Raw genomic sequence first — 21,036 nt, 5'->3', positions numbered from 1 at the left:
TTGTATATTAATTTTTAAGCTTGGAACTTAGTTCGCGGGGTAGCGGAAATTTCATATTTTCTTTGACCGCTTCCACTTCCTGTACATCATCAGCACCGTGACTTTTCAGATATGCGATAACTTCTTCAATCAGATGTTCCGGAGCAGATGCACCGGCAGTAACACCAATCGCATTAACACCACTTATCTGTTCAGGTTTTATATCAGAACTGCTTTGGATTAAATAGGCCGGGATATTGGTTTGTTCTGCTGCCTCGCGCAGTCGGTTCGAATTTGAACTTTCCGGATCGCCGATCACGTATACTACATCGCAATACTTAGCAATATTTTTTACTGCTGCTTGTCGGTTAGTAGTCGCATAACAAATATCCTGCCTTGGCGGTTCTTTCAAGCTTGGATACTTTTTCTTTAAAATATCGAGTAATCCTTTCGTATCATTTACACTCAGTGTTGTCTGGGTTAAAACAGCAACTTTGGATTCATCCGGAATTATTAATTCATTTATATCTTTTTCCGTTTCAACTATATAGATATTATCGGGTGCTTCACCGGCTGTCCCGATTAATTCTACATGCCCCTTATGACCGATCAAAACAATTGAGTAGTTTTCTTTGGCAAACCTTATCGCCTCCAGATGAACTTTCGTTACCAAGGGACAGGTTGCGTCAATAACATCAAGCTCTCTTTTTTTTGCCCCTGCCCGAACCTGCGGGGATACTCCATGCGCACTGAATACTAGCCTACTGCCTCTTGGAATTTCTGAAAGCGTTTCAACAAAAATGGCCCCTTTCTTTTCGAGGTCATTCACAACATGCTGGTTGTGCACAATAGCATGCCGGACATAAATTGGTGGGCCGAATGTTTCTAGGGCTAATTCCACTACTTCCACTGCCCGCGCTACACCCGCGCAAAATCCTCTTGGCCTGGCAATAAATACTTTCATAATGTATCTAAATTCCTTTATTTCATTATGTATTATAACCAATTATGCCTATAAAAACAAGGTTCCGCATATTGACCCCGTTAGAGTTATTGACTCTAACGGGGTTGACAAAATATCTATTATAAATATACTACAGACTGGCAACCTTGTACCTTGGCTCTGAGGGGAGGGAAATTATGTCTCAGTTGAAAATCAAAGTCTGCGGGATTCTGATCAAACCCGGAAGTCCGCTGAATGCGATCGTTCCGAGGAATCCCGGTGTTTGGGATCATGAAGGATGCGGTTCGACGCGTCATATGGTCCGTCTGCTTGACGGCAGGCTGTTTGACCTCGGCTGTGCCGGGTCCACCAAGCATCTCTGCCACATCATTGCGGATGGCCACGACACCTTCCTGCACCACCCGGTGGAACAGCTGGAAATCATCACACCGCCGGATGACATTCCGGAAGACAAGCGCCACGAATGGCAGCGTGACTGGAACGGGAAAAGCACACGGGGGTAGTTTAAAAACCCCCTTTTTTTATTGCGTTATTTTACCGGTTTTTGCATATATTCCAAATACTCAGACCGTTCTTTCCAGAATTTCCATGGAATAGTTGTGTGCACTGTCTTACCGCCATAAATCACTGCACGCGCGATTGCTTCCACCGGATACCCGCCGTAAGCATAAGCGTTAAACAGTTTTACCCAGTTCGCGTCATTAATTCTTAAATTCTCCAAACCAAATTGAGTCTGAAGTTTTTGTTTCAATTCTGTTGCCTTCTGCTGTTCGGTTTCGATTGGCAATCGTGCCATACCATATGCAAAGACAAATCGTCCGTTCACTAAATCCTTTTTGATATATTTTTTATAAGTTTTACTTTTTTTCCAATCGTCATAACTTATTTCCGGATGAACCGTTTTTCCACCAAAACGCAATGACTGGACTATGGCAATCACCGGATAACCGCCATAAATATGTGCATTAACCAACTTGTTCCAGTTTTCTTGTGTAACCGGAATTTTATCTTTACCAAAAAATTTTTCCAAAACAGTTTTTAATTCGGTAGCGCGCTTCTGTTCCCGTTTGAAAGAGATCCTTTTCTGATCATACGGGCCGAAAGGAAGCGAGCGATACCACGACCAGGCAAGCCTCGGCTGCATATCCAAACCTAAAAGTCCGAAGCTGTCTTCATATAAATCACCAATTTCCCGGTTACGGATATTATAAAGAAAAATTTTATCAACAAAAGTGGTTTCTAATAATTCTTTAGTGGCATTATCCAAATATTCAACCTGATCCTGTTCAGTGATTCCGATTGATCCGGTGGAACAGCCAAGCTCAGTAATCCAAATCTGCTCACCCGGCCGGTATTTACCCACCACGCTTCTGAGCGCTGCCAGATCGGACATCATTTTCGAATTATCCCGGTTTTCGCAGTAATAGCCATGAACTGCTAAACGATCAAAGTAGTCTCCATAATCTTTAAAAAGTCTTTCGGCAAAATACCAGTTGAACCAACTCAAACCGCCGGTCAAGACTAACTCTTCGGTGTCAATATTTTTGATGGTTCGATAAGCAGTTTCTAAAATTGGTCCGTAGGTTTCCGGGTTATGCGGGGTAAGGTAAGTCGGCGAATCTGGTTCATTCCAGATTTCCCACGCATCTACCCTGTCTTTGTAGCGGTTCACAACTGTCCGGACAAATTCTTCCCACACTGCAAGGTCGGGCTGGTAAAAATCCCCGTGTTTAACATTGTATGCCAGCATGCCCAGAACTTTTATCCCTTCCCGATGATATTTTTCCAGAATTAGGTCGTAACGCTCAAACCAAGCCTCAGGATTTTCCCCCATAAACACTTCAGTATAAAAATGCTCTCGCACCCAGGTTGTTCTGCTCTGATGCAAACGCAGTTGGTATAAATCATCCTTGCCAAAACCACCCAATGCCCAGTGGACATTCAGTCCGATCCGGTCATTGGTCGCCACCCAGGGATCAGCCGCACTGGCTAAGAGCGGTGTAATCAGAAAATTTAAAATTAGAATAATGAAAACAATTTTTTTCATGGATTTATATTATACACCTTTCTTGAAGATTAAAAAGTCTACTTATAATTAGCCAAAAAATCCTAATAAAATAAAACACGGAACGATACAATACTCGTTTATATTTATCGGCTGAAAATAAGCGACGTTACACGTTTGGTTGTAGAAAAAAGCTTTAGCCTATTTTAAGAATAAAGAGTTTAGAATTAGAGATTACCAATTGCTAGTTTCCAAACCCTATCCCCTAACCCCTATCCCCTTCAGCCCAAGGCTGATCCGCCTCAGGCGGAAAACCCTATCCCCTCAACTCAACCAAATAAAAAAGGGCCCATTAAGATCTGTGATCAGATCCCGGAACCCAAGAAATGTGCAAACTACGCCGTCTGGCGGGAGAAGATGTGTTCGATGCCGGCCGTGGCATAGGCTTCGTGGTCGAAGCATGCCCTGAGACCATTCCGACCCAGCCGATCCTCGGCGCTACGATCGTCATCGCTGTCTTCCACAACATCCCAAATCAACGTTCTGCGCAGTACGTCTCGCAGATGCGTCCGTTCGGCCTCGGCCTGGAACGAACACGCCTGAATGTAGCGGTAGGCCACTTCGTGGTGAGTCCCCGCCTCCTCCAGTGCATGACGGACCCGCTGTCCGGCCCACACTCCGAGTGACTCCTCCTTCAGGTTATGAAGCATCTGCTCCGGAAAAACTTCGAGACTGTCCACCATTCCGGCCAGCTTAATGGCCATGTAGTGAACGAGCGTCGTTGACCGCGCGAAGATGTGGCGTTCCACACTGGACTGGGAGATTTCCCGTCCCTCGAAAGTGGCGATGTTCTCCAGCGCACACATTGCATCCGCACGGAGCAGACGGGACATGCCCATGAGCCGTTCCGTCAGGATCGGATTGCGCTTGCCCGGCATCGCCGAGGAACCCTTCTGCTTCGGCTTGCGCGGTTCACGGAGTTCGCGCACCTCGCTGCGCATCATCACCCAGAAGGTCTTTGCGATCTGCTCGATCACTCCTCCGCAGACTGCCAACGTGCAGAGTAGCGCAGCGTGACGGTCACGCTGTAGGATCTGGGTTTCCGCCTTGGCAGGCATCAAACCCAGCACTTCCAGCGCAATCTGCTCCACGGCTGGCCTAATGCCGGCGAAACTGCCGACCGCGCCGGAGATCTTCCCCTCGGACAGATCAGTGTTCATCGGAGTCTCGAGCTTGACGATGCATCGCCGGATTTCTTCGGCAAACACCAGCAGAAGATGGCCGAAGGTGGAAGGTTCGGCGAACTGTCCGTGCGTGCGCATGATCATCCAGGTCCACTGGTGTTCCTGCGCCTTCCTCCGTAAGGACTGTTCCAGCGATCTCAGCGCGTTGATGTCCAGATGGACCGCCTTGCGGAGCATCAGAATCAGCGCCGGATCCTCCACGTCGTAGCTCGTAATCTCCTTATGGATTTCCGAACACAAATGGCCGATACCGGCCGCTTCGAGCGACTCGCGGACGTTGGTGACGAAAGCGATCAGGTCGTGATCCACTTCCGCCTCGATCTCCGCGATCCTGTCCACAGTGAACGCAGCATGCTTGAGGACGCTCATATACGCACCTTTAGGTGCCATCCCCAAATGTTCGCGTGCGCGCAGAACCGCTAGCTCAACATCCAGCCAGTGCTCGAACTTGCTCTCTTCCCGGAGCCAAAGTTCTCGCATCGGAAGCAGTGCGTAACGCTTGATGATCACGATGTATACCTCCTCGTGCCTAAAGTGAACAGCTAAAACGGTCATTTACCTTAACAAATACCCTATAAAAAATCAAGATATTTGGACAATATTTCTTTTTTAAACAAATCTTCCGTTTTTTTAATATTTCCTTTGGAATAAATTAATTTCATTGATTTAACCAATGCTAATTCCTGCTTAATTTCAGCCTCCGACCGGCATTGCTGTAAAAAATTCAAATAGCATGTTTGATATTGCATAATGGTTTTACAGTTTAAAAAATTTTGCGGACCGAAAAGTAATTTATCTTCTTTAGTTGCCCGGTATAATCCTGTGGAGAATAATCCTGATTTTTCATCTTTTAGTAATTTAAATAACGGGCAATTCTGGCAGTCGTTTTTACATTTGCGGACATCTTCCGTGTCAAAAACAAAACGAAAACCCCGCCAATCATCAATAACCACATTGATAAATCCGTCGTACTTTTTTGACAGTTCTTTGAATTTAATATTGGCAATTTTTAGAATATCTTTTCTCATATCTTTAAATTTAAAAAATAAAGCGGTTGGAGCGAAGAAATTAATCTCCGCCCCAACCTTTTGTCACAAGGTCAGTCCAGAAAAGGCACCGGGCATAGCGGGTACCCGCCGAAAGGATCGCCGGTACCTTCCACCGTCGCCCGGCATCCGCCACGGCACTTGTCCCACTTACTGCAGCTGCCACAGGGTTCCCCAACCGCACTCTGCGAAAGCATTAGACGGCTACAGATCAGCGGTGACTCATAGGCTTTCCGGATCGGATCCGGATCGGCGGTTTGTGAAAGCTGGACCGTAGAGTTGGAGCAGGCGCGGATGTGCCCGTCCGCCGCGAAGTAAAGACCCTTGTCGTAGAAAGGACAGGAGCCGAACACGTGCGGCATCAGTACCTCGGCTTCCGCCAGGCCGAATTCCTTGCGGACCGCCTGGATCTTGCGGATCATACCCGCCAGCTGTTTAGGGTTAGGGGCAATCCGCCAGTAGTCAGGACCGATCGGCTCGCCGGAACCCATCAGTTCCAGATCCGTGCCGATCTTCTGTGCAAGGCACCAACTGTAGTAACCCGGCACAAATTCCAGGTTCTGTTTGCGGATCAGGTTCTGCAAACGGAACAGTGGGTCCTCATACCCGGCCGCCTGAAAAATCCGGATCGCGGAAAGCAGTTGCCGCACCACATTCATCCCCCGACCCAGCATCTCCGCCTGCAGCGGATACTGCGCGGGATCGGAAGGATCGATGTTCAGCTTGCCGGTAACATGCACCTTGTGCTCATGCAACCACCGCGCGAGCTCGGGCGTGATCGCCAGCATGTTGGTGAAAACCCAAGGCAGAATCCCGCGGCGCAGCAGCTCCTCAATGAACTCCTGCAGGTGCGGCCACAACAGCGGCTCCCCGCCTAAGAGGTCCATCGTTTCCAGTTCCGCGCCGCGGTAATCACGGCACAAATCCAGAATCCGGATTGCATCTGACAGGGACATCTCCTTTTTGTTCAAGAAATTGCGGCGCACCATATAGCACCCCGGACAGGCACACTGACAACGGGTGGTGACTTCGATAATGCCATACCGAAGTCCTTTGGTCTGCAGCGCCTCCTGGTAGCGGGTATCAATCGACTCGGGAATCGCGCCGGCGCAGGGTCGGTACGTCTTCATGACAAACCTCCGAACTGTGAATGAACAATTCAGCTTAAGCTTTAACTTTTGGGAAATCAAAAGTCTCTCAAGCTGAAGGCTTTCGATAAATCAAAAGCCCCTTCTCTCCGTGAGAAGGGGCTGGCTTTATATATTTTCTGCTATATCAAAACAACCCTTTCTCAGGAACGGAAGAGTTGTGTCGATGGGTATTAATTCTTTGGAGAATAAGTCTAAAACCACCTTTGCTTTTTTTCAACCATTTTGAAGTCCGGGCAATTGTAGTTGAGCTCAGTCCGGTATCTTCAATGATCTTGCTGTATGGAATATTCTGATTGAGCATCCGAGCGGCACGCCAGCGGTTGCCTAATTCAATAATTTCTTTTTCCGTCAGCAAATCACGAAAAAAATCCACGGCTTCCTTGGTGTTTTTTAAGGAAAGCATGGCCTGGTATAATTCTTCAGTTTTCTTGCTGTTCTTTTTGTTCATTTCCATTTAAATTCATGCTTTATTAGGCTAAAGCAAAGCGCACAGGTCAATATATCATATTTATAGGAGATGTCAAGCATTGCACTAATAGGGTTTAAACTGACTGAAATGATTGTTTTCTCCATATACGACAAAAGAGCTGAAAAAAAATAGCTATTTCATCTGAAATGAGATGGGTGAAAAGAGAATGGATGGTGGGATGAGTAGAGAAGGAGCGAGGAGAGGGTAGGAGGAAGAGAGGAAGAGTGAAGGCAGGAGGGGTGAGGAGGGCGGGGTTGGGGGGTGGGGGGGGAAGGCGGGGGGTGTGGAACATGTGATGTTCCGACTCATGAAGGAGGTTGGGTGGTTGGGGGGCAGTCTTTGACTTCAAATCAATGAAGGCAAAGATCGCTCCCCAAAGACCACGGTTTCCTTTCCCGATATTCTCTTTTCAAATAACTAACTCAGCTCTTGTTGGATTCAATATTACCATATTTTAAAAAACCGGTCAAACCTGCTAAGATTACAGTTTTTTTATCATCAATTATTAATAAATATTACAGTTATCCACAATAAAATTTTTTATGAATAAAAAAACCGCCATTTGATTATGACGGCCGCTTGAACTCGAAGAACTTGGGAAGGAACAGCCTCCCCTTCTGTGAAAGAACGATGGACTTGTCGTCGGGGATCCGATCAGGACCGATTATTGTACCATCCGGCACGACGATCCCCTTCTCGATTACCGTATTGGTAATCTGACAACCCTTGCCGACGACCGCACCGTCCAGAATGACGACATTCTGCAGAACACTACCACTGCCGACGACCGCGCCGTAGCTCACAACCGAGCGGGTGATCTCCGTGTTATCCTGAACGACGACGTTCGGAGCGAGGAGTACTTCCTCCATCTTCACCCGGTCCACTTTGGCCGGAATGAGCGGATAGCGCAGGGCGGTCCAGACCGGCCACGCGGGGTTGTAAAAGTTGAACGGCGGTTCGCGCATGCAAAACGCCATCTGCGTGTCGAAGTAGTCGTCCGGCGTTCCGACTTCGAAGAACGTCGCGCGCTCGCAGGGATGCATCCCGGCGATGGTGTTGTCACCCAGATCGTAGGTCACAACTCGCGCATGCCGGACCAACCAGGGAACACCGATCTTGCTCAGCGTCAGAGCGGGATCCCACCGGCGACTGGCCTTGGTCAGCATTGCAGTGAAAAGGTCTTTCTTGAAGACGTACAGCGCGACGTTGCCCCGGCAGTAACCCGGATCACCCGGAATCTCTTCCGGAACTTCCGGCTTCTCTTCCATACCGGTCACCAGATCACCATCACAGGTGATCACGCCCAGTCGCCCGGCTGCTTGCTGGGTTGTCACCCGGTTGTAGACCATCACCACATCAGCATCCGTCTCTTTGAAACGGATAATCGCTTGACGCAGATCAATCTTCGCCACCTGATCACCCATCGCCAGAACCACGAGCTCAGAATCATCATTCTGCCAGATCAGCGAATGATGACGCAGGGAATCGAGGTCCGAAGCGTAGAAGCGATCCTGCTCCTTGGGCGGTGGCAGGCACCGGATGAACTGCCCACGCATCGAAGCGACGGCATCCACGAACCCCTCCAGGTGTACCATCAGAGAGTGCGGACGCTTCTGCACAATCAGGTATAGCTTGCGGATGTCGCTGTTCAGGAAGTTCGAGATCATCACATCTGCGAGACGGAACACACCTCCGATCGGAATGGCTGGCTTCGCCCGGAAACGGGTGAGTGGATAGGCACGCTCCCCTTCGCCACCGGCAAGAATAACGCCGATTACTTTGCTGGTGTCGACCATATGGTACATACAATTACCTCCGTGTCTTGGACAAAGTGAGTGTGAACGGGCGAGCAACGATTGTACCAGAATATTTATAAATGTCAATGGAATAAAAAAACCGCCTCAATCCATAAAAGATGTATTGGCGGGGACTAGTCTTCCGAAGGAACGGGGAGACCGATGGTCCATAGGATGGACCCATCGCGAGTCTTGGTGACGAAGGATTCACCCTGGACCACCAGGAAGTACACAGCCATGCGGATCTCTTTGAGCTCCGCATCGGTCGTGAAACGCGATCCGGTCGTCTCGATGTCCGGCGCGTGCTCCTCGGCGGAGCAGATCGTCCCGGTGACGATATTGCCGTCCACATGGTGGATCTGTACGGCAATCGGTCCCAGAAGCGGGACGTCGTGCGGATCGAACACTCGCGCCGCGACAGTATGCGCGACGCTGTCGATCACTTGTTCGAGCCACTGCGAAGTCGGCATTTGCTTTGCCTCCGACGAAGGTGAGTCCGTGCTCAGGCCGGAATGGCGAGAGCTGGTTGAGGGTGATCTAGGTGAAGAGCGAGGGGGTGTTCGCACGGCTCATGACGTACATCTGTCCCATCACGTGACCGAGTCCACTGCCACAGATGCCGGTCTCGTCGACCTGCCCTCCACACAGGAGACACACGTTGCCGTTCGCTCCGGCGACCACCATTCGGGTGAGCGGAGCTCCGTAGCCGTACTTCGGCCGGCGGTAGATCCCGCCGATCACATGACCGAGGAGACACTCTGTCTCCCCCTCCCTGACTCCCTCTTTGAGAGACGATCCGCAGACGGAACACCTTCCATCCGGAGTACGCTCCACAGTGACAAGTTCAAACAATTGCTCGGACATTCAATCCCTCCATGTGGAGAACGGTGATTGCCAAAGCCGGAATGGCTTCAGGCGTTGCGAGGTTACGGGATGAGCGAGGGGGCGTGTTCGCGGGTAGCGGGATAGTATTTCCCCATCTGGTGCTGCAGAACAGCACAGACGCCGGCATCGTTGACATGACCACCGCAGAGCAGGCACCGGGTACCGTTCGCGTCGGCACGGATCAGACGAATGGGCGGATGCCGTTCGTTCTTGGGTTTGTGGTAGACTTCCCCGGTCGAGTGTCCGGAGTGACACATGGTCGCGCCATCCTTGAAATTGGCTCCGCAGACGGAACACCAACCCTCGGGAGTGCGCTCTACCACAACGACGTTGAACACCGTAGGTTCGGGCGCCCGATCCCTTGACATTGGAACCCTCCTTGCACTTTCGATCCCTCTATCAGTTCCGATCCGCGAAGAATTCGCAGGATCACTCAAGGCATATTACCTAATGTGCTGTTTCAATATTTGTTTTATTTCAGCTAAACTTTATATCATCAATCATGTATTTTGTCAAGCCGATGACAAAACAGCACAAACAAAAAGAGGCGGTATTACCCGCCCCTTAACTTTTTCTAATTTCTATTGATTCTTTGTGGTTGTAATAATCACCATCGTCTTACCTTCGCTTTCCGAAATACTGAGAATAATCATCCGATCATCTTTCTCTCCCCCTAGCGTAACACTGCCTTCAATGGCGTATGTCGAATTGACATCCCATCCGTCATTAGCCAGTTCTGTTTCATATTCACTCCGCACCGCTGTTAATGATTTAGTGGATTCAACGGTAACCGAAAATGCTTCATCAGCTGTTTCCATTGCTGATTTTAGATCCCCTTCCGTAACGTAAACATCTGATGGAAAATTATCCGGCAAAGAAACATTTTCTCCCCAAGCCATAGAACTGCCATTAACATTTATTCTGGCAGAATCATCGTCAATATCAACATCCGCGTCACCCCCTACTGATTTTTCGATTGCATTTTCCGCCGTGTTTTCCGATACCTTCTTGGCGCACCCGGCACCGGCGACAACTGCTACCGCCAGTAGCATGATCGCGATTAATGAAATTTTCTTCATATCTCTCTTCATTAATTATTAAATTAATAATATTAATCACAAGGTCCTGCCCAAGCTACATAACCAACCATAGCACTGACTGCACCGGGATATTTGGTAAACCACCCGCTACTAGATACCTCATATTTTTTATCACATTCCCCGCCATCATTTTGCATCATTTCTGGGTCATCTTCCAGTGTAGCCCATAGAACAAACTCATCCCTTCCATGAATCGGAGCAGCATACCAGTATAAATGTGTGTCGTCATTTATGGGATCAAGCGGTGCGCTGGAAATCAGATAATTATTATCAGCTAGCCCGTCTTCATCATCACTAGCTATGGGATAACCATCAAGTTCAGGTGGTGAAATACCAGACATTTGATTGTGATATTTACACCCATCACCGGGGACTTCACTTCCAGATTCATTAATTCTTGGCCAGCCATTTATAAACCCCGGGGAGCCGGAACTTTCCACTGTGAAATAATTACCATTTGCGGACCATGCGTCCGGTGAGTCTCCACAAACATAAGCATCATATTCATCATAATAATCCTCCAATGCCGCCCGAAACTGTGATAATGTCACGGTGCGCTGTTCGTCGCGCGCATCCAACTTGCCGTTTCTGTACGAAACAACCGCAATTGTGGATAGAATACCCATTATTGATATTACTACCAATAATTCGATTAACGTGAAACCTGTTTTCCCTTTTTTAAGCATATATTTATTATAATACAAAACCCTTAAACCGGCTATTTGCTCTATAAATATTAATTATCTGCTAGATCTGACAACCCGTTACATGTTTCACTGGACCATAACCCCAGTCCTTTTTCTCTGGCATTGTTTTCCAGAATTTTATATTCATCAGTTTTAATTGTTGGGTACGCAAGATAAGCGTATGCGTAACCTTCTTTTACTAATAGTGCGCCGACATCTTCACCGCCAAGATAAAGATACCGAAGCAGTCTGTCGTATTCGTCCCGATTAGATTGAGTATTGTCTGATATAAAAGTGACCTCCCTGCCTAACACCAGTTGTTGCATCTTATCTGCAGCTTCCTGCCCAAAACACTGGACTGGTTTTCTGGGATCTTTTGTTTCCGGCGTATCAATCCCCAGAACCCGCACTTTGGTATTGTCCGATAATGCAATCGTGTCACCATCAACAACCCGATCAATTATCGCCTTAAATTCATCCCCTCTTTCATAAATTGCCGGATCAATAAATTCAGTTTCTTCTCCAACATTAATATTAGTATTTTCCGGCTGATTATTATCCAATAATCTTATTCCGCCTGATGCAACTAGAATAATAATTACAACCAAAAACAGCAGAGGATTTTTTTTGAAAATTCGTTCTACTGTTTTTCCAGAAAATAAACGATTCAAATCCATTAACTTAAAGTTTTCCTATTACCTCTCTGTAAAATGGCGCGTTTCTTCTTCAACATCCAGCATATAACTTTTGAGAAGTCGTGCCAGTTCCAGCAGTCTGGTCACTCTTTTGCGTACCTCTGCAACAGTCTCCACTTTGGGATCAATTTTTTCCAAAACCTGAATCAACTCGCCAATATGCGCGATAGCGATCCGACTGGGTGTTACCGGCAAATTTTCCAGAGTTGTACCAAACAAACTTTGCGCAATTCTTTTTTCAATTTCTCCACATTCCTGCAAAATGTCTTTGCGCTCCATAATCATTTCCTGTATTTCAGTTCCGGGATCAGCTTCGTAGGGACGGACTTTTGCAGCGCTTGATTCCTGTGCCGGAGTTTGAGTTTTATCCGGTTGAGGCATGTCGTCATTTCTACTTAAACCAATTGCAGCCTTCGACTGAAGCCATTCCAGTGTTTCATCATATGGCTCCAATAAACCCATTTCACGTGCCATCTCGATTTCTGGCGTAACTCCTTCCTCCCGCGCATTTGGATAATTTATGTCTTCAGATCCCATTTGATTATAATAAATAATTAGCAACTCCAGTCTAGCAAACATTCACAGGAAATACCAATTTCAGCAATAAAAAAAGCCCCGGTCTCAAACTGAGGCGAGGCGAGAATGTGCAAATCTAGGACTCGTCGTCCGGATCTTCGTCGTCCAGATCGGACTCATCCCCTTCATTCTCAGGACCAATATCCGGATCATCCGGATAGAAATCACCGTTCTCCGGATCCCAATCCAGGTAGTCGACCGTATCGACATTGACTGATCTGTTGATCAGAGCGTCTTTTTCCGCCCCGACACGTTGGACCAGGTCATGAATGGCTACATCCAGTTCTTGATCGGCCGGCTTATGACCGTTCAAAATCCGGACCAGCTGGTACGGCTTCATGTTGAGCTGTTTGGCCGCGCTGCGGAGCGTGACAACATCTCGATCCTCAAGGATGTGCATCCCCAGTTGTTTGACCGAGTTCTGAAGCTCGTTGACTTCCAGAACTTGATAGGAGTGCGCCAGAGCAGCCCGGATCAGATACACATAATACGGGCTAGTGATGACACCCGCTTCGAAGTTCGCGAGCAAATCAACCGTTGTGAGTCGGTTCCTTCTCGGAACACTCACGTGATCTGCCAGGAAACTGAGCCAGAACCTGACATCCTGCTGAACGACATCGCTCCTTTCGTGTCCTTTGAATTTCACTTTGAACAGTTCCTGCATGCAGACGCTGGTCGGCCGTCCTTTGGCACGACGCTTGTCCTTGCTCATTATCCCTCTCCCCGTTGATTCCTCCGTGAATCTATCCATGCGGATTCACTGCGCACTGCTCCCAGGATGTACTAGGCAAAGATGTAAGGAGCAGTATGTTCTTATAACACCAATATTTGTACAAGTCAATGCCAAAGACCTTTGATTGATTCAAAAAGTGCATTTTTATTCTAAAAAAAGAGACCTGTGTTGGTCTCAGAGGTACTGTTTAAAATGTGTTGAGCCACGGGCGATCACCGAGGTTGTGGTCGAGAGTAATGTTGCGTCGCTTCGCTTCCTCATCAAGATGATGGAAACAAAGGTCAGGCATAAACAACTTGTCCAGACGCGACTGTGCTCCAGTCCAGATCGGACTATTGGGCACAATGTCCACGCCATCCCGTAAGATGTCGTAGATTGTGACAGCGCCGGTTTGGTTAGGATAGAAGCCGTCCTTGTGACATTTGAAGCTTCGCCCCAGCTGGTTAACATCGAAAAGAACCGTCAGCCACTCCCCCCTCATTTTCAATCTAGCTTTCACGATCGCACCTCCTCTAGTCGAGAGTGATGTTGCGCCGATTCGCCTCCTCATCAAGATGGTCGACACAAAGATCAAGCCCGAACAGTTTGTCCAGACGCGACTGCGCTCCGGCCCAGGCCGGATTATGGGACCAGACGTCCACGCCGTTCTGTACGATTTCCGTAATTCTGACGGCGCCCCCCTCGTTAGAAAAGTAGCCACACTTGCGACAGTAGCGACTTCGCCCCTGCCTGTCTACGCTGAAATGAACCGTCAGCCATTTCCCCCGCACTTTCAAATCGGCTTTGTACACGATTACACCCCCCTGTTTTCAATGCCAAGGTCATGACAGGTCAGAAAACCAGCTTAAATCAAATGAAGAGCGGTGTCAATATACCCAAATCTTAGCCAAAAATAATGTGAATTAATACTTGACTTCCAGTTGATTCACATATATTCTAATAGACCACTCCGCTCTTTCAGTCTCTCATGGGGAAGGTAGGTGCCATGCGAAAGCGTAAACATCGCATCTCACCCAGCTACAGCAGGTATCGCCGTCGAATGGCGATCAAGCTGAACCGACTCGGTCTGACGGCTGAGGCGAAGAAGCGCGAACTGCGCCGACTCACCCAGTGCTGTCTTGCGCACAGGATCTACGAGCTACCCCAACAGGCGCTGGAACCGCCGAAGTTCCAGATTACCACTGAGGAGTATCGTCAGCTGCCGATGATGTCCAGCTGGGAAGAATACTGCAGACAGTGCCGGCGCTTCACACCTCCTGCGGTATCTCTGCGGTCCCCTCAGGGTCCGGTCCAAGTGGTCATCTGCGACCACTGCGGGCTCAAGATGAAGCCCTTCCAGAGAAGAGGCTTTCATAGCAACTAATAGGCCCTTGCCATCAAGCAACGCGGCCTTTTTTTATTTATTCTCACCCTAATTCCTAAATCCTATTCCCTATCACCTAAATCCTATTCCCCAACCCCTATAAAACAAGACCCGTACAATAGAATAATAATTCTGTTTTTCACCTTAAGTATTGACATTTTGCATTAGATGTGATATGAGTAATGGTCTGCCGGATTCATATCACCCGGCAGAAGAGCAGTCGCTTCTTAATGAAAGGAGTAGTCGCTATGCGGTGGAAGTTCCGACAATGTCGTCGCTAACACGACACACGTACCGACCGATGAGGTGAGATTCACTCCTTCTGGGACTCGGTGCGAACCGACTCCAGGAGGAACAGCCATGTCCACCATCCACATCCCCTCCCGCCGCTACGCCAGCATCTTCGACATCCCGGCCGATACCGGTGACATGAGCACCTACGGCGTCCGCCCTTCCAACGACGCCATTGGCGGTTGCTACGGCATCAGGTGGTACCAGTACTACCAGGATGCCCAGACCGGCGAGATCTACCGGGTGCACTGCCACGACGGCGAGTACGGAGGCAAGCTGGCCTACAGTGACGAGGACGAGGCGTATCGCCTGAAGTGCTGCCGGGCCATCGTCAACTGGTGCCACAAGCTGGTCCAGGACGGCGAGTCTGAGATTCGCATGTCCCGGAACGAGGTCGCCGTCATGCAGAACATGACGCACAACGAGTGGCTCGAGACCGAGGCAGGCAAGCGCGACGGGAAGTACAGCAGGAACGATCTGTCCGGAGGCCTGGTCGGCTACTGTCGGGGTATCCCGATCATCTGCGACCTGACTCTGGAAGACGATCTTCCTGAGCGCGACTGATCACAATTTAACCGGTCACAAAATCTTCCTCTCACAGGGAAGAAACGAGAGTCTGACCAACTCTCATTTTTTTTATCTGGAATTTCCCTAATCCTTAAACCCTCTTCCCTATCACCTAAATCCTATTCCCTAACTCCTATCAAACAAATGGCTCTAGGGGAGGGATTTCCACCCCCCCCTTTTTTTTCGTTTCGCTCTGCTCAACTCAGGGTCGTTGTCCTGGGCAGCGCCAAATGCTACGCAAGCTCGCATTTGTCGACGCTCGACTACTCCTTCGCTTTGCTCCGGATTGTCTTGCTTCTGCCCGTTCGAATCCACACTAATAAAAACAAGGTGCTTTTGTATTACTAATTCTTTTCATAAATATTTTGGCTCTAGGGGAGGGGCTCGCCCTCGCTCCGACTCGGGTTCCTGGGCGCTACGCACCGAAAGCTACGCCAGCTCGCTTTCTCTCGCGCCCTTCTCGCCCCTCCATACAATAAAAATAGTACCACCTTGTCGGTGATACAATTTTTATGGCTCTAGGGGAGGGGCTCGAACCCCCGACCTCTCCGTTAACAGCGGAGCGTTCTACCAGCTGAACTACCCTAGAATAAGATTTAATGTCCCTTCATATTCAAAAAATCCCGCTTATCGGCGGGACATTTAATTTTATGAAACAAACAAAAGTCACACCGAAAGAAGCGGGTTGTTATTATTATTCAACTGTAGAATAGTCTGTTTCATGTTGCTAGTTTAACTGAACTGAAAATATTGTCAAATACTAAATTACATGGTCAAGAATTTTTCCTGTTCAGTTTTCAGTTTGGATAAAGTCTTTTTATCCCATCGCTGATTCAGTAATATTTTGGCAATCCATTGACCGCCCACCAGATGCGGCATCATCACGAAATTAGCGCCGTGTTCGTATAATACTTTGGCATCCGGACGGTGGTAGGCATTGCCAATAACTAGAATTTTACTGTTATGTTTACGAATGAATTTAATAAAATTAACCTGGTCATCAACCGCCGGGATTGTCATAATAACTATTTTACTGCTGGCAATCGGTAGGTTCTCCAGAAACTCAACATCTGCAACATCACCAAAATAAAATGGAATTTTATCCTTTCGCAACCTTTCTACAGCTTCCGGGTCAAAATCAATGACGGAAAAACTTTTTTTAAGAGTATTGAGTGTTTCCGCTACCCTCATCCCGATCCGGTGATAGCCGATAATCCAGGCATCATATTTTACTTCAACCCGTTCAATCTGATTTCGCTTGTCCGGACCGAATAAGCGAAAAACTGGAAGCAGATAGCGGTATATTTGCTCGTTGTACGAAATCAAATAGGAAGAAATAAAAATTGTGATAATTGCCACTGCGGTAAATACAGCGATTTCATTTCCATCGATATGTCCGAATTGCCGGCCGGCAAATAATAATACAAAACCGAATTCACTGACTTGCGCCGATGTTAATCCGGACAAGAAACTGTTGCGCCGGGTGAATTTTAAAGACCGGAAAATAATATAAAGTATCAGCGGATTACCGATTAAAATGAACAATGAAAGTATAATCGCCGGTATCACTATTTCTCCAACCGAATGAATACCCATTTCACTACCCAGTACAATAAAGAAAACAATCAGGAAAAAATCTCGGAGCGGTTTGATCCGGCTACCGATTTCCAACTGATAGGGTGAGGAACTGAGCGCGATGCCGGAAATAATAGCGCCAATCTCCAAAGAGAATCCGATCAGATACAGTATACTAGCCATGCCAAAACACCACGCCAATGTAAAAAGGAAAAGTAATTCGCTTGATCCGGCTATTTTATCCAGAACTTTTGGCAAAAGATATTTACTGACCAGATACAAAACGGCCGAAACAAATAAAAGTTTCGCAATCAGCAGAAAAATAGCATCCCATCCGTTCCCGTGGTTCCCGCTCATCATACCTAAAATTATGATCAGCAAAACAGCGATTATATCTTGGACCAGCATCAGCCCGATTGTATAACGACCGTAAATCGTGTCCGTATCTTTTTTATCGGACAGGAGTTTCATAATGATAATCGTGCTGGAAAAAGTGATAGCTATCGCCAAATACAGTGCCGGAATTATCTGAGTATTGATTGCCAGCAATATTACAATCCCGATTCCGGCAGTAAAAATAACTTGACCAAAACCGGTAATCATAGAAACACGGCCGATCGATTTCAAATGGCGCAGATTCAGGTTCAAACCAATAATAAAAAGAAGCAGGACCATCCCGAACTGCGCGAACATTTCGTACATTTCATGGTCGCCGTGCAAAAGATTCAGAATAAATGGACCGCAGAGAACGCCGGCAAAAATATAAGCTATAATCAGAGGTTGGCGCAGGAGCTTGACGATAAAAGCAATGCTGACTGTAATAGCCAGCAGAGAACTGATTTGTATAAACAGATTATCCATGAGATTTTATTTTACTTATATTTTTATTTTGATATTTCAACAGCTGATTATATTTTAAAATATTTTGCTGATAATGTCCATTAAACACCAAATTATTTAAAAATAAAAAGGGGCCGATCGTTGTGTTTCGAAAAGTCCCTTGGGCGCTCACCACTATCACTTCGAGTGAGCAGGCGAATTGCGCAGATTGGTCCACCAGTAGACCAGGTAGTTGGTAATGAACGTGTATGCCACAATAATGATGCCGGTCGCCACCAGCATGACGTCACCGACGATTCCGCCGGTATAGATTCCGACCCCCAGACTGGTCCCGAGCGCAAAACCCTTCAGGCAGTTGCGGCCGAATTCAAGACCAACCAGGATGGGCGTGAACATACCAATGGTCGCGCCAAACATGAGCGCCAAGTACGGTCCGATAACCAGCGTGAACAGCAGACCGAACACCATCGTGATCAGCAAATCCGCGAACAGAAAGGGAATTTTGTTCTCCCTTCCCCTCTGATGAGTCCGAGAAAGCTCAAACACGCACGCGGCAAATATCAGCGGGAGGAACAGTATGTCCCAGCCCCGTGACTCCATGCCCAACGCCGGCAAACTGATACCGACCTCACGGTGCCAGCGTATCCAGGAAATCTTCGGTACGTCGCCGATCAGGGCATAGATCCCCCAGAAGATGGCAAGCAGAACGATGCCGGTTACCAAGGTTAACATGATCCGGTCAAAGTGGCGTGACATTGTCACCTCCCCGTATAAGGGTGTCTGAACCCGGGCAAAGCCACTACATTCTTAGTGCTTTTTCAGACTTTTGTCAACCCCGTTTAGAGAATTTCTCTAACGGGGTCAATAATCCACGATTCCAACAATGCAGTCTCTGGAAATAAAAAACCCCGCACCCATCATTCGTGAATTACGAAGACGGGGGCGTGGTTAGCAAGAAAGAACTTCTACGCGAGCACGGACGAGGGACGACTGGTGCCCCAACTGCCACAGTCGACCCAGTAGTAGTCACAGTTCCAGGAACCGTTCCCGAACCGATCGAGGCAGAGGACGAAACGGTCGCCGAACGGGTACCGCAGGATAGTGCCCCAGAACGACAGGAAGGTTATTCCCTTCGTGCCGTACAGCCACTTCAAAGTCACGTGGCCGTTTTCCTGCCAGAGGGCGAGAAAATCATCGGCGTCGAGCTGGACATCCGATTTGGCCTTGATACGGCGGAGGCATTGCTCACCGGAGATATTGTACTCCCATCTGCGGAGGTAGTCCTTGCCGACAATCCTGCCGGCGTCTAGGTTATCTCCGGTACGTCTGCCGACCTGCTCATCGATCTTCCAGCCCTTGCCCAGAAACTGTTCGGGGTTGAAGGGGAGACGCTTCAGCAAATGAGACGGGGACACGTCTTTCGACACGGCATCATCCTTTCTCATGTTTCGAGACATTTGCTAGTGGACTACTACTATAGTAGTCATAGCCAGAAAGTATACAATAGGTCATCCTGAATTCATTTCAGGATCTCCAATTATTTTGAGGTAAGTTGGAGATGCCGAAACAAGTTCGGCATGACAAATACTTGGGTACCTTTTGGCTATGACCACTTTACATAGCTCTCATTGCTAAATTAGTAAGGTGCTAAGATAACAAATTACCCTAGCACTGGATGATGATTTTGTCAACCCAGTTAGAGAATTTCTCTAACAGGGTCAATACCAATTGTACTGATAAAATTTTATGATAATAGAAAAAGACGAGTTTTAAACTTGTCGAATCTCCCAGCAAATAAAAAACCCCGCACCCATCATTCGTACATTGCGAAGACGGGGGCGTGGTTAGCAAGAAAGAACTTCTACGCGAGCACACCTGCGGGATCGCTGGCAAACCAACTGCCACCGTAGATCAGCCGGTAGCGCCGATACCACGAACCGTCATGGCTCCGACAGAGATAGAGGACGTAATGGTCGCCACTAGAGTCACACAAAATGGTACCCCAGAAGGACAGCCAGGATACGCCCCGGGTCGCGTACAACAACCTGAGCGTGATATGCCCCTCTTCCTGCCACAGGGCGAGGAAGTCGGAGGCATCCAGCTGAATGTCCGGCGCGTTCCTGATACGGCGCAGACGTTCTTCTCCGTTGAGAAAGAGTTCTCCTTCGCGGAGGTAGTCCTTCCCGACGATCCGGCTGGCGTCGAGACTGTCGCCGACACGTACACCGACCTGTTCGTTGTTGATCTTCCAGCCCTTGCCTGGGAACTGTTCGGGGTTGAAGGGGAGACGCTTCAGAACGTGGGACATGGTTTCGGGAATATCCTTCGACATGGCGTCATCCTTTCACCTGTTTCAGGTCACTGCTAGCGGACTACTACCATAGTAGTCATAGCCAGTAATAACCAATTGGACTCCTTCGACTTCACCCCGCTAAGTGGGGCTTCGCTCAGAATGACCCTTGGTCACTTTTGGCTATGACTACTGTGTGTGTCTCAAATAGCATATTAAAGTGCAAAACGAAAGGTAAATGAATTTATCATGGATTAATGGCACTGTCAATAATAGGTAAAACAGAAGAAAGGAAAAGACGAGCTTTAAACTTGTCGCATCTCGCAGCTCCTAGAGCCCCGACAGAAATCAAAGATTTCTTACGGGGCAGGTCGCCTGCCCGCTCAGCCGGAGGCGAACCGATGGCGGGCGGGGGCTTCCTTCGACTTCGTTCAGGATAAACTTCTCGCCCGAATTTTGTTTAAAAATAAATGTATAGAAAAACAGCAAGTTTTTACTTACTGTCTTTCTATTGGCTCCTGGAGTCGGGCTCGAACCGACAACCTACCGGTTACGCTAATCCCCCTGTTTCCACGGGGCGCGGACTATATCATTACCCTTTGTTTAAAAAAGGGTATCCCAGTATCTAGTCTCTACGGGCTCCCTGCACCATAATGCGCAGGAATTCCCACGGTATTGGCATATCTCCGATCGGAAGAAACGTAGCTTTCACCGTTATCCTAGGATGTTCACTCCGAAATTACTTTCGGAGGCTGCGTGATGCCTTGATGTATTTCTCGGT

The 21,036-nt window shown here is 48.1% G+C and carries 19 protein-coding genes and 1 tRNA gene; 2 read left to right on the top strand and 18 right to left on the bottom strand.

The features are described 5' to 3' along the window. Positions 1–7 precede the first annotated feature (7 nt). Positions 8–943, bottom strand: a complete 936-nt coding sequence (gene ispH / locus WCW66_02160; GenBank protein MFA6391546.1) for a 4-hydroxy-3-methylbut-2-enyl diphosphate reductase — start codon at positions 941–943, stop codon at positions 8–10. 176 nt (positions 944–1,119) lie between these two features. Between ispH and WCW66_02155 the strand changes: the two genes are divergently transcribed. Then, positions 1,120–1,446: a hypothetical protein gene (locus tag WCW66_02155; GenBank protein ID MFA6391545.1), complete on the top strand. Its 327-nt coding sequence runs from the start codon at positions 1,120–1,122 to the stop codon at positions 1,444–1,446. 26 nt (positions 1,447–1,472) lie between these two features. On the opposite strand, the gene WCW66_02150 is transcribed toward WCW66_02155, so the two are convergent. From WCW66_02150 to WCW66_02095, 12 genes are all read right to left on the bottom strand, one after another. Continuing rightward, the gene (locus WCW66_02150; protein ID MFA6391544.1) at positions 1,473–2,990 is read right to left on the bottom strand and encodes a glycosyl hydrolase; all 1,518 of its coding nucleotides are present in this window, start codon (positions 2,988–2,990) and stop codon (positions 1,473–1,475) included. Positions 2,991–3,343: 353 nt separating this feature from the next. Continuing rightward, on the bottom strand, positions 3,344–4,747 hold the full coding sequence (purB, locus tag WCW66_02145) for an adenylosuccinate lyase (GenBank protein ID MFA6391543.1): 1,404 nt from the start codon (positions 4,745–4,747) through the stop codon (positions 3,344–3,346). A gap of 17 nt (positions 4,748–4,764) precedes the next feature. Further along, entirely contained in the window at positions 4,765–5,220 is a 456-nt protein-coding gene (locus WCW66_02140; protein ID MFA6391542.1) for a hypothetical protein, read from the bottom strand. Between the two features lie 71 nt (positions 5,221–5,291). Beyond that, positions 5,292–6,368, bottom strand: a complete 1,077-nt coding sequence (locus tag WCW66_02135; GenBank protein MFA6391541.1) for a radical SAM protein — start codon at positions 6,366–6,368, stop codon at positions 5,292–5,294. Positions 6,369–6,513: 145 nt separating this feature from the next. Further along, the gene (locus tag WCW66_02130; GenBank protein ID MFA6391540.1) at positions 6,514–6,837 is read right to left on the bottom strand and encodes a YerC/YecD family TrpR-related protein; all 324 of its coding nucleotides are present in this window, start codon (positions 6,835–6,837) and stop codon (positions 6,514–6,516) included. A gap of 587 nt (positions 6,838–7,424) precedes the next feature. Continuing rightward, a complete protein-coding gene (locus WCW66_02125) occupies positions 7,425–8,654 on the bottom strand; it encodes a sugar phosphate nucleotidyltransferase (GenBank protein MFA6391539.1) in 1,230 nt (409 codons plus the stop codon). Positions 8,655–8,788: 134 nt separating this feature from the next. After that, the gene (locus tag WCW66_02120) at positions 8,789–9,124 is read right to left on the bottom strand and encodes a hypothetical protein (protein ID MFA6391538.1); all 336 of its coding nucleotides are present in this window, start codon (positions 9,122–9,124) and stop codon (positions 8,789–8,791) included. Positions 9,125–10,120: 996 nt separating this feature from the next. Beyond that, positions 10,121–10,618 (bottom strand): hypothetical protein, encoded by a 498-nt coding sequence (locus tag WCW66_02115; GenBank protein ID MFA6391537.1) that lies wholly within the window; start codon positions 10,616–10,618, stop codon positions 10,121–10,123. A 32-nt stretch (positions 10,619–10,650) separates the two neighbouring features. Next, positions 10,651–11,325 carry a type II secretion system protein gene (locus WCW66_02110; GenBank protein MFA6391536.1) on the bottom strand — a complete coding sequence of 225 codons (675 nt, stop codon included), beginning with the start codon at positions 11,323–11,325 and terminating at the stop codon, positions 10,651–10,653. Between the two features lie 50 nt (positions 11,326–11,375). Next, a complete protein-coding gene (locus tag WCW66_02105) occupies positions 11,376–12,002 on the bottom strand; it encodes a thermonuclease family protein (GenBank protein MFA6391535.1) in 627 nt (208 codons plus the stop codon). An 18-nt stretch (positions 12,003–12,020) separates the two neighbouring features. Then, the gene (locus WCW66_02100) at positions 12,021–12,557 is read right to left on the bottom strand and encodes a hypothetical protein (GenBank protein MFA6391534.1); all 537 of its coding nucleotides are present in this window, start codon (positions 12,555–12,557) and stop codon (positions 12,021–12,023) included. A 115-nt stretch (positions 12,558–12,672) separates the two neighbouring features. Further along, positions 12,673–13,308, bottom strand: a complete 636-nt coding sequence (locus tag WCW66_02095; protein ID MFA6391533.1) for a hypothetical protein — start codon at positions 13,306–13,308, stop codon at positions 12,673–12,675. A gap of 1,744 nt (positions 13,309–15,052) precedes the next feature. On the opposite strand from WCW66_02095, the gene WCW66_02090 reads away from it, so the two are divergent. After that, complete coding sequence (locus WCW66_02090) at positions 15,053–15,547, top strand: hypothetical protein (protein ID MFA6391532.1); 495 nt, start codon at positions 15,053–15,055, stop codon at positions 15,545–15,547. A gap of 516 nt (positions 15,548–16,063) precedes the next feature. On the opposite strand, the gene WCW66_02085 is transcribed toward WCW66_02090, so the two are convergent. The 5 genes from WCW66_02085 to WCW66_02065 form a co-directional block, all read right to left on the bottom strand. Beyond that, positions 16,064–16,139 (bottom strand) — tRNA-Asn (locus tag WCW66_02085). 176 nt (positions 16,140–16,315) lie between these two features. Continuing rightward, positions 16,316–17,986, bottom strand: coding sequence for a cation:proton antiporter (locus tag WCW66_02080; GenBank protein ID MFA6391531.1), 1,671 nt, complete (start codon positions 17,984–17,986; stop codon positions 16,316–16,318). A gap of 156 nt (positions 17,987–18,142) precedes the next feature. Next, positions 18,143–18,721: a hypothetical protein gene (locus tag WCW66_02075; GenBank protein MFA6391530.1), complete on the bottom strand. Its 579-nt coding sequence runs from the start codon at positions 18,719–18,721 to the stop codon at positions 18,143–18,145. A gap of 209 nt (positions 18,722–18,930) precedes the next feature. Beyond that, positions 18,931–19,410 (bottom strand): hypothetical protein, encoded by a 480-nt coding sequence (locus WCW66_02070; protein ID MFA6391529.1) that lies wholly within the window; start codon positions 19,408–19,410, stop codon positions 18,931–18,933. 416 nt (positions 19,411–19,826) lie between these two features. Further along, positions 19,827–20,297, bottom strand: a complete 471-nt coding sequence (locus WCW66_02065) for a hypothetical protein (protein MFA6391528.1) — start codon at positions 20,295–20,297, stop codon at positions 19,827–19,829. Between the last annotated feature and the right edge of the window lie 739 nt (positions 20,298–21,036).

The organism is Patescibacteria group bacterium (assembly GCA_041664365.1).
Taxonomy (GTDB): domain Bacteria; phylum Patescibacteriota; class Patescibacteriia; order UM-FILTER-42-10; family UM-FILTER-42-10; genus JAHJEX01.
The sequence above is the reverse complement of the archived record's forward strand: the minus strand, read 5'-3'. Positions and strand labels throughout refer to the sequence as shown.

What these genes read in the sequence shown, in the direction of transcription:
- ispH (MFA6391546.1), bottom strand. Translation starts at nt 943, where the DNA reads ATGAAAGTATTTATTGCCAGGCCAAGAGGATTTTGCGCGGGTGTAGCG.
- WCW66_02155 (MFA6391545.1), top strand. Translation starts at nt 1,120, where the DNA reads ATGTCTCAGTTGAAAATCAAAGTCTGCGGGATTCTGATCAAACCCGGA.
- WCW66_02150 (MFA6391544.1), bottom strand. Translation starts at nt 2,990, where the DNA reads ATGAAAAAAATTGTTTTCATTATTCTAATTTTAAATTTTCTGATTACA.
- purB (MFA6391543.1), bottom strand. Translation starts at nt 4,747, where the DNA reads ATGACCGTTTTAGCTGTTCACTTTAGGCACGAGGAGGTATACATCGTG.
- WCW66_02140 (MFA6391542.1), bottom strand. Translation starts at nt 5,220, where the DNA reads ATGAGAAAAGATATTCTAAAAATTGCCAATATTAAATTCAAAGAACTG.
- WCW66_02135 (MFA6391541.1), bottom strand. Translation starts at nt 6,368, where the DNA reads ATGAAGACGTACCGACCCTGCGCCGGCGCGATTCCCGAGTCGATTGAT.
- WCW66_02130 (MFA6391540.1), bottom strand. Translation starts at nt 6,837, where the DNA reads ATGAACAAAAAGAACAGCAAGAAAACTGAAGAATTATACCAGGCCATG.
- WCW66_02125 (MFA6391539.1), bottom strand. Translation starts at nt 8,654, where the DNA reads ATGGTCGACACCAGCAAAGTAATCGGCGTTATTCTTGCCGGTGGCGAA.
- WCW66_02120 (MFA6391538.1), bottom strand. Translation starts at nt 9,124, where the DNA reads ATGCCGACTTCGCAGTGGCTCGAACAAGTGATCGACAGCGTCGCGCAT.
- WCW66_02115 (MFA6391537.1), bottom strand. Translation starts at nt 10,618, where the DNA reads ATGAAGAAAATTTCATTAATCGCGATCATGCTACTGGCGGTAGCAGTT.
- WCW66_02110 (MFA6391536.1), bottom strand. Translation starts at nt 11,325, where the DNA reads ATGCTTAAAAAAGGGAAAACAGGTTTCACGTTAATCGAATTATTGGTA.
- WCW66_02105 (MFA6391535.1), bottom strand. Translation starts at nt 12,002, where the DNA reads ATGGATTTGAATCGTTTATTTTCTGGAAAAACAGTAGAACGAATTTTC.
- WCW66_02100 (MFA6391534.1), bottom strand. Translation starts at nt 12,557, where the DNA reads ATGGGATCTGAAGACATAAATTATCCAAATGCGCGGGAGGAAGGAGTT.
- WCW66_02095 (MFA6391533.1), bottom strand. Translation starts at nt 13,308, where the DNA reads ATGAGCAAGGACAAGCGTCGTGCCAAAGGACGGCCGACCAGCGTCTGC.
- WCW66_02090 (MFA6391532.1), top strand. Translation starts at nt 15,053, where the DNA reads ATGTCCACCATCCACATCCCCTCCCGCCGCTACGCCAGCATCTTCGAC.
- WCW66_02080 (MFA6391531.1), bottom strand. Translation starts at nt 17,986, where the DNA reads ATGGATAATCTGTTTATACAAATCAGTTCTCTGCTGGCTATTACAGTC.
- WCW66_02075 (MFA6391530.1), bottom strand. Translation starts at nt 18,721, where the DNA reads ATGTCACGCCACTTTGACCGGATCATGTTAACCTTGGTAACCGGCATC.
- WCW66_02070 (MFA6391529.1), bottom strand. Translation starts at nt 19,410, where the DNA reads ATGAGAAAGGATGATGCCGTGTCGAAAGACGTGTCCCCGTCTCATTTG.
- WCW66_02065 (MFA6391528.1), bottom strand. Translation starts at nt 20,297, where the DNA reads ATGTCGAAGGATATTCCCGAAACCATGTCCCACGTTCTGAAGCGTCTC.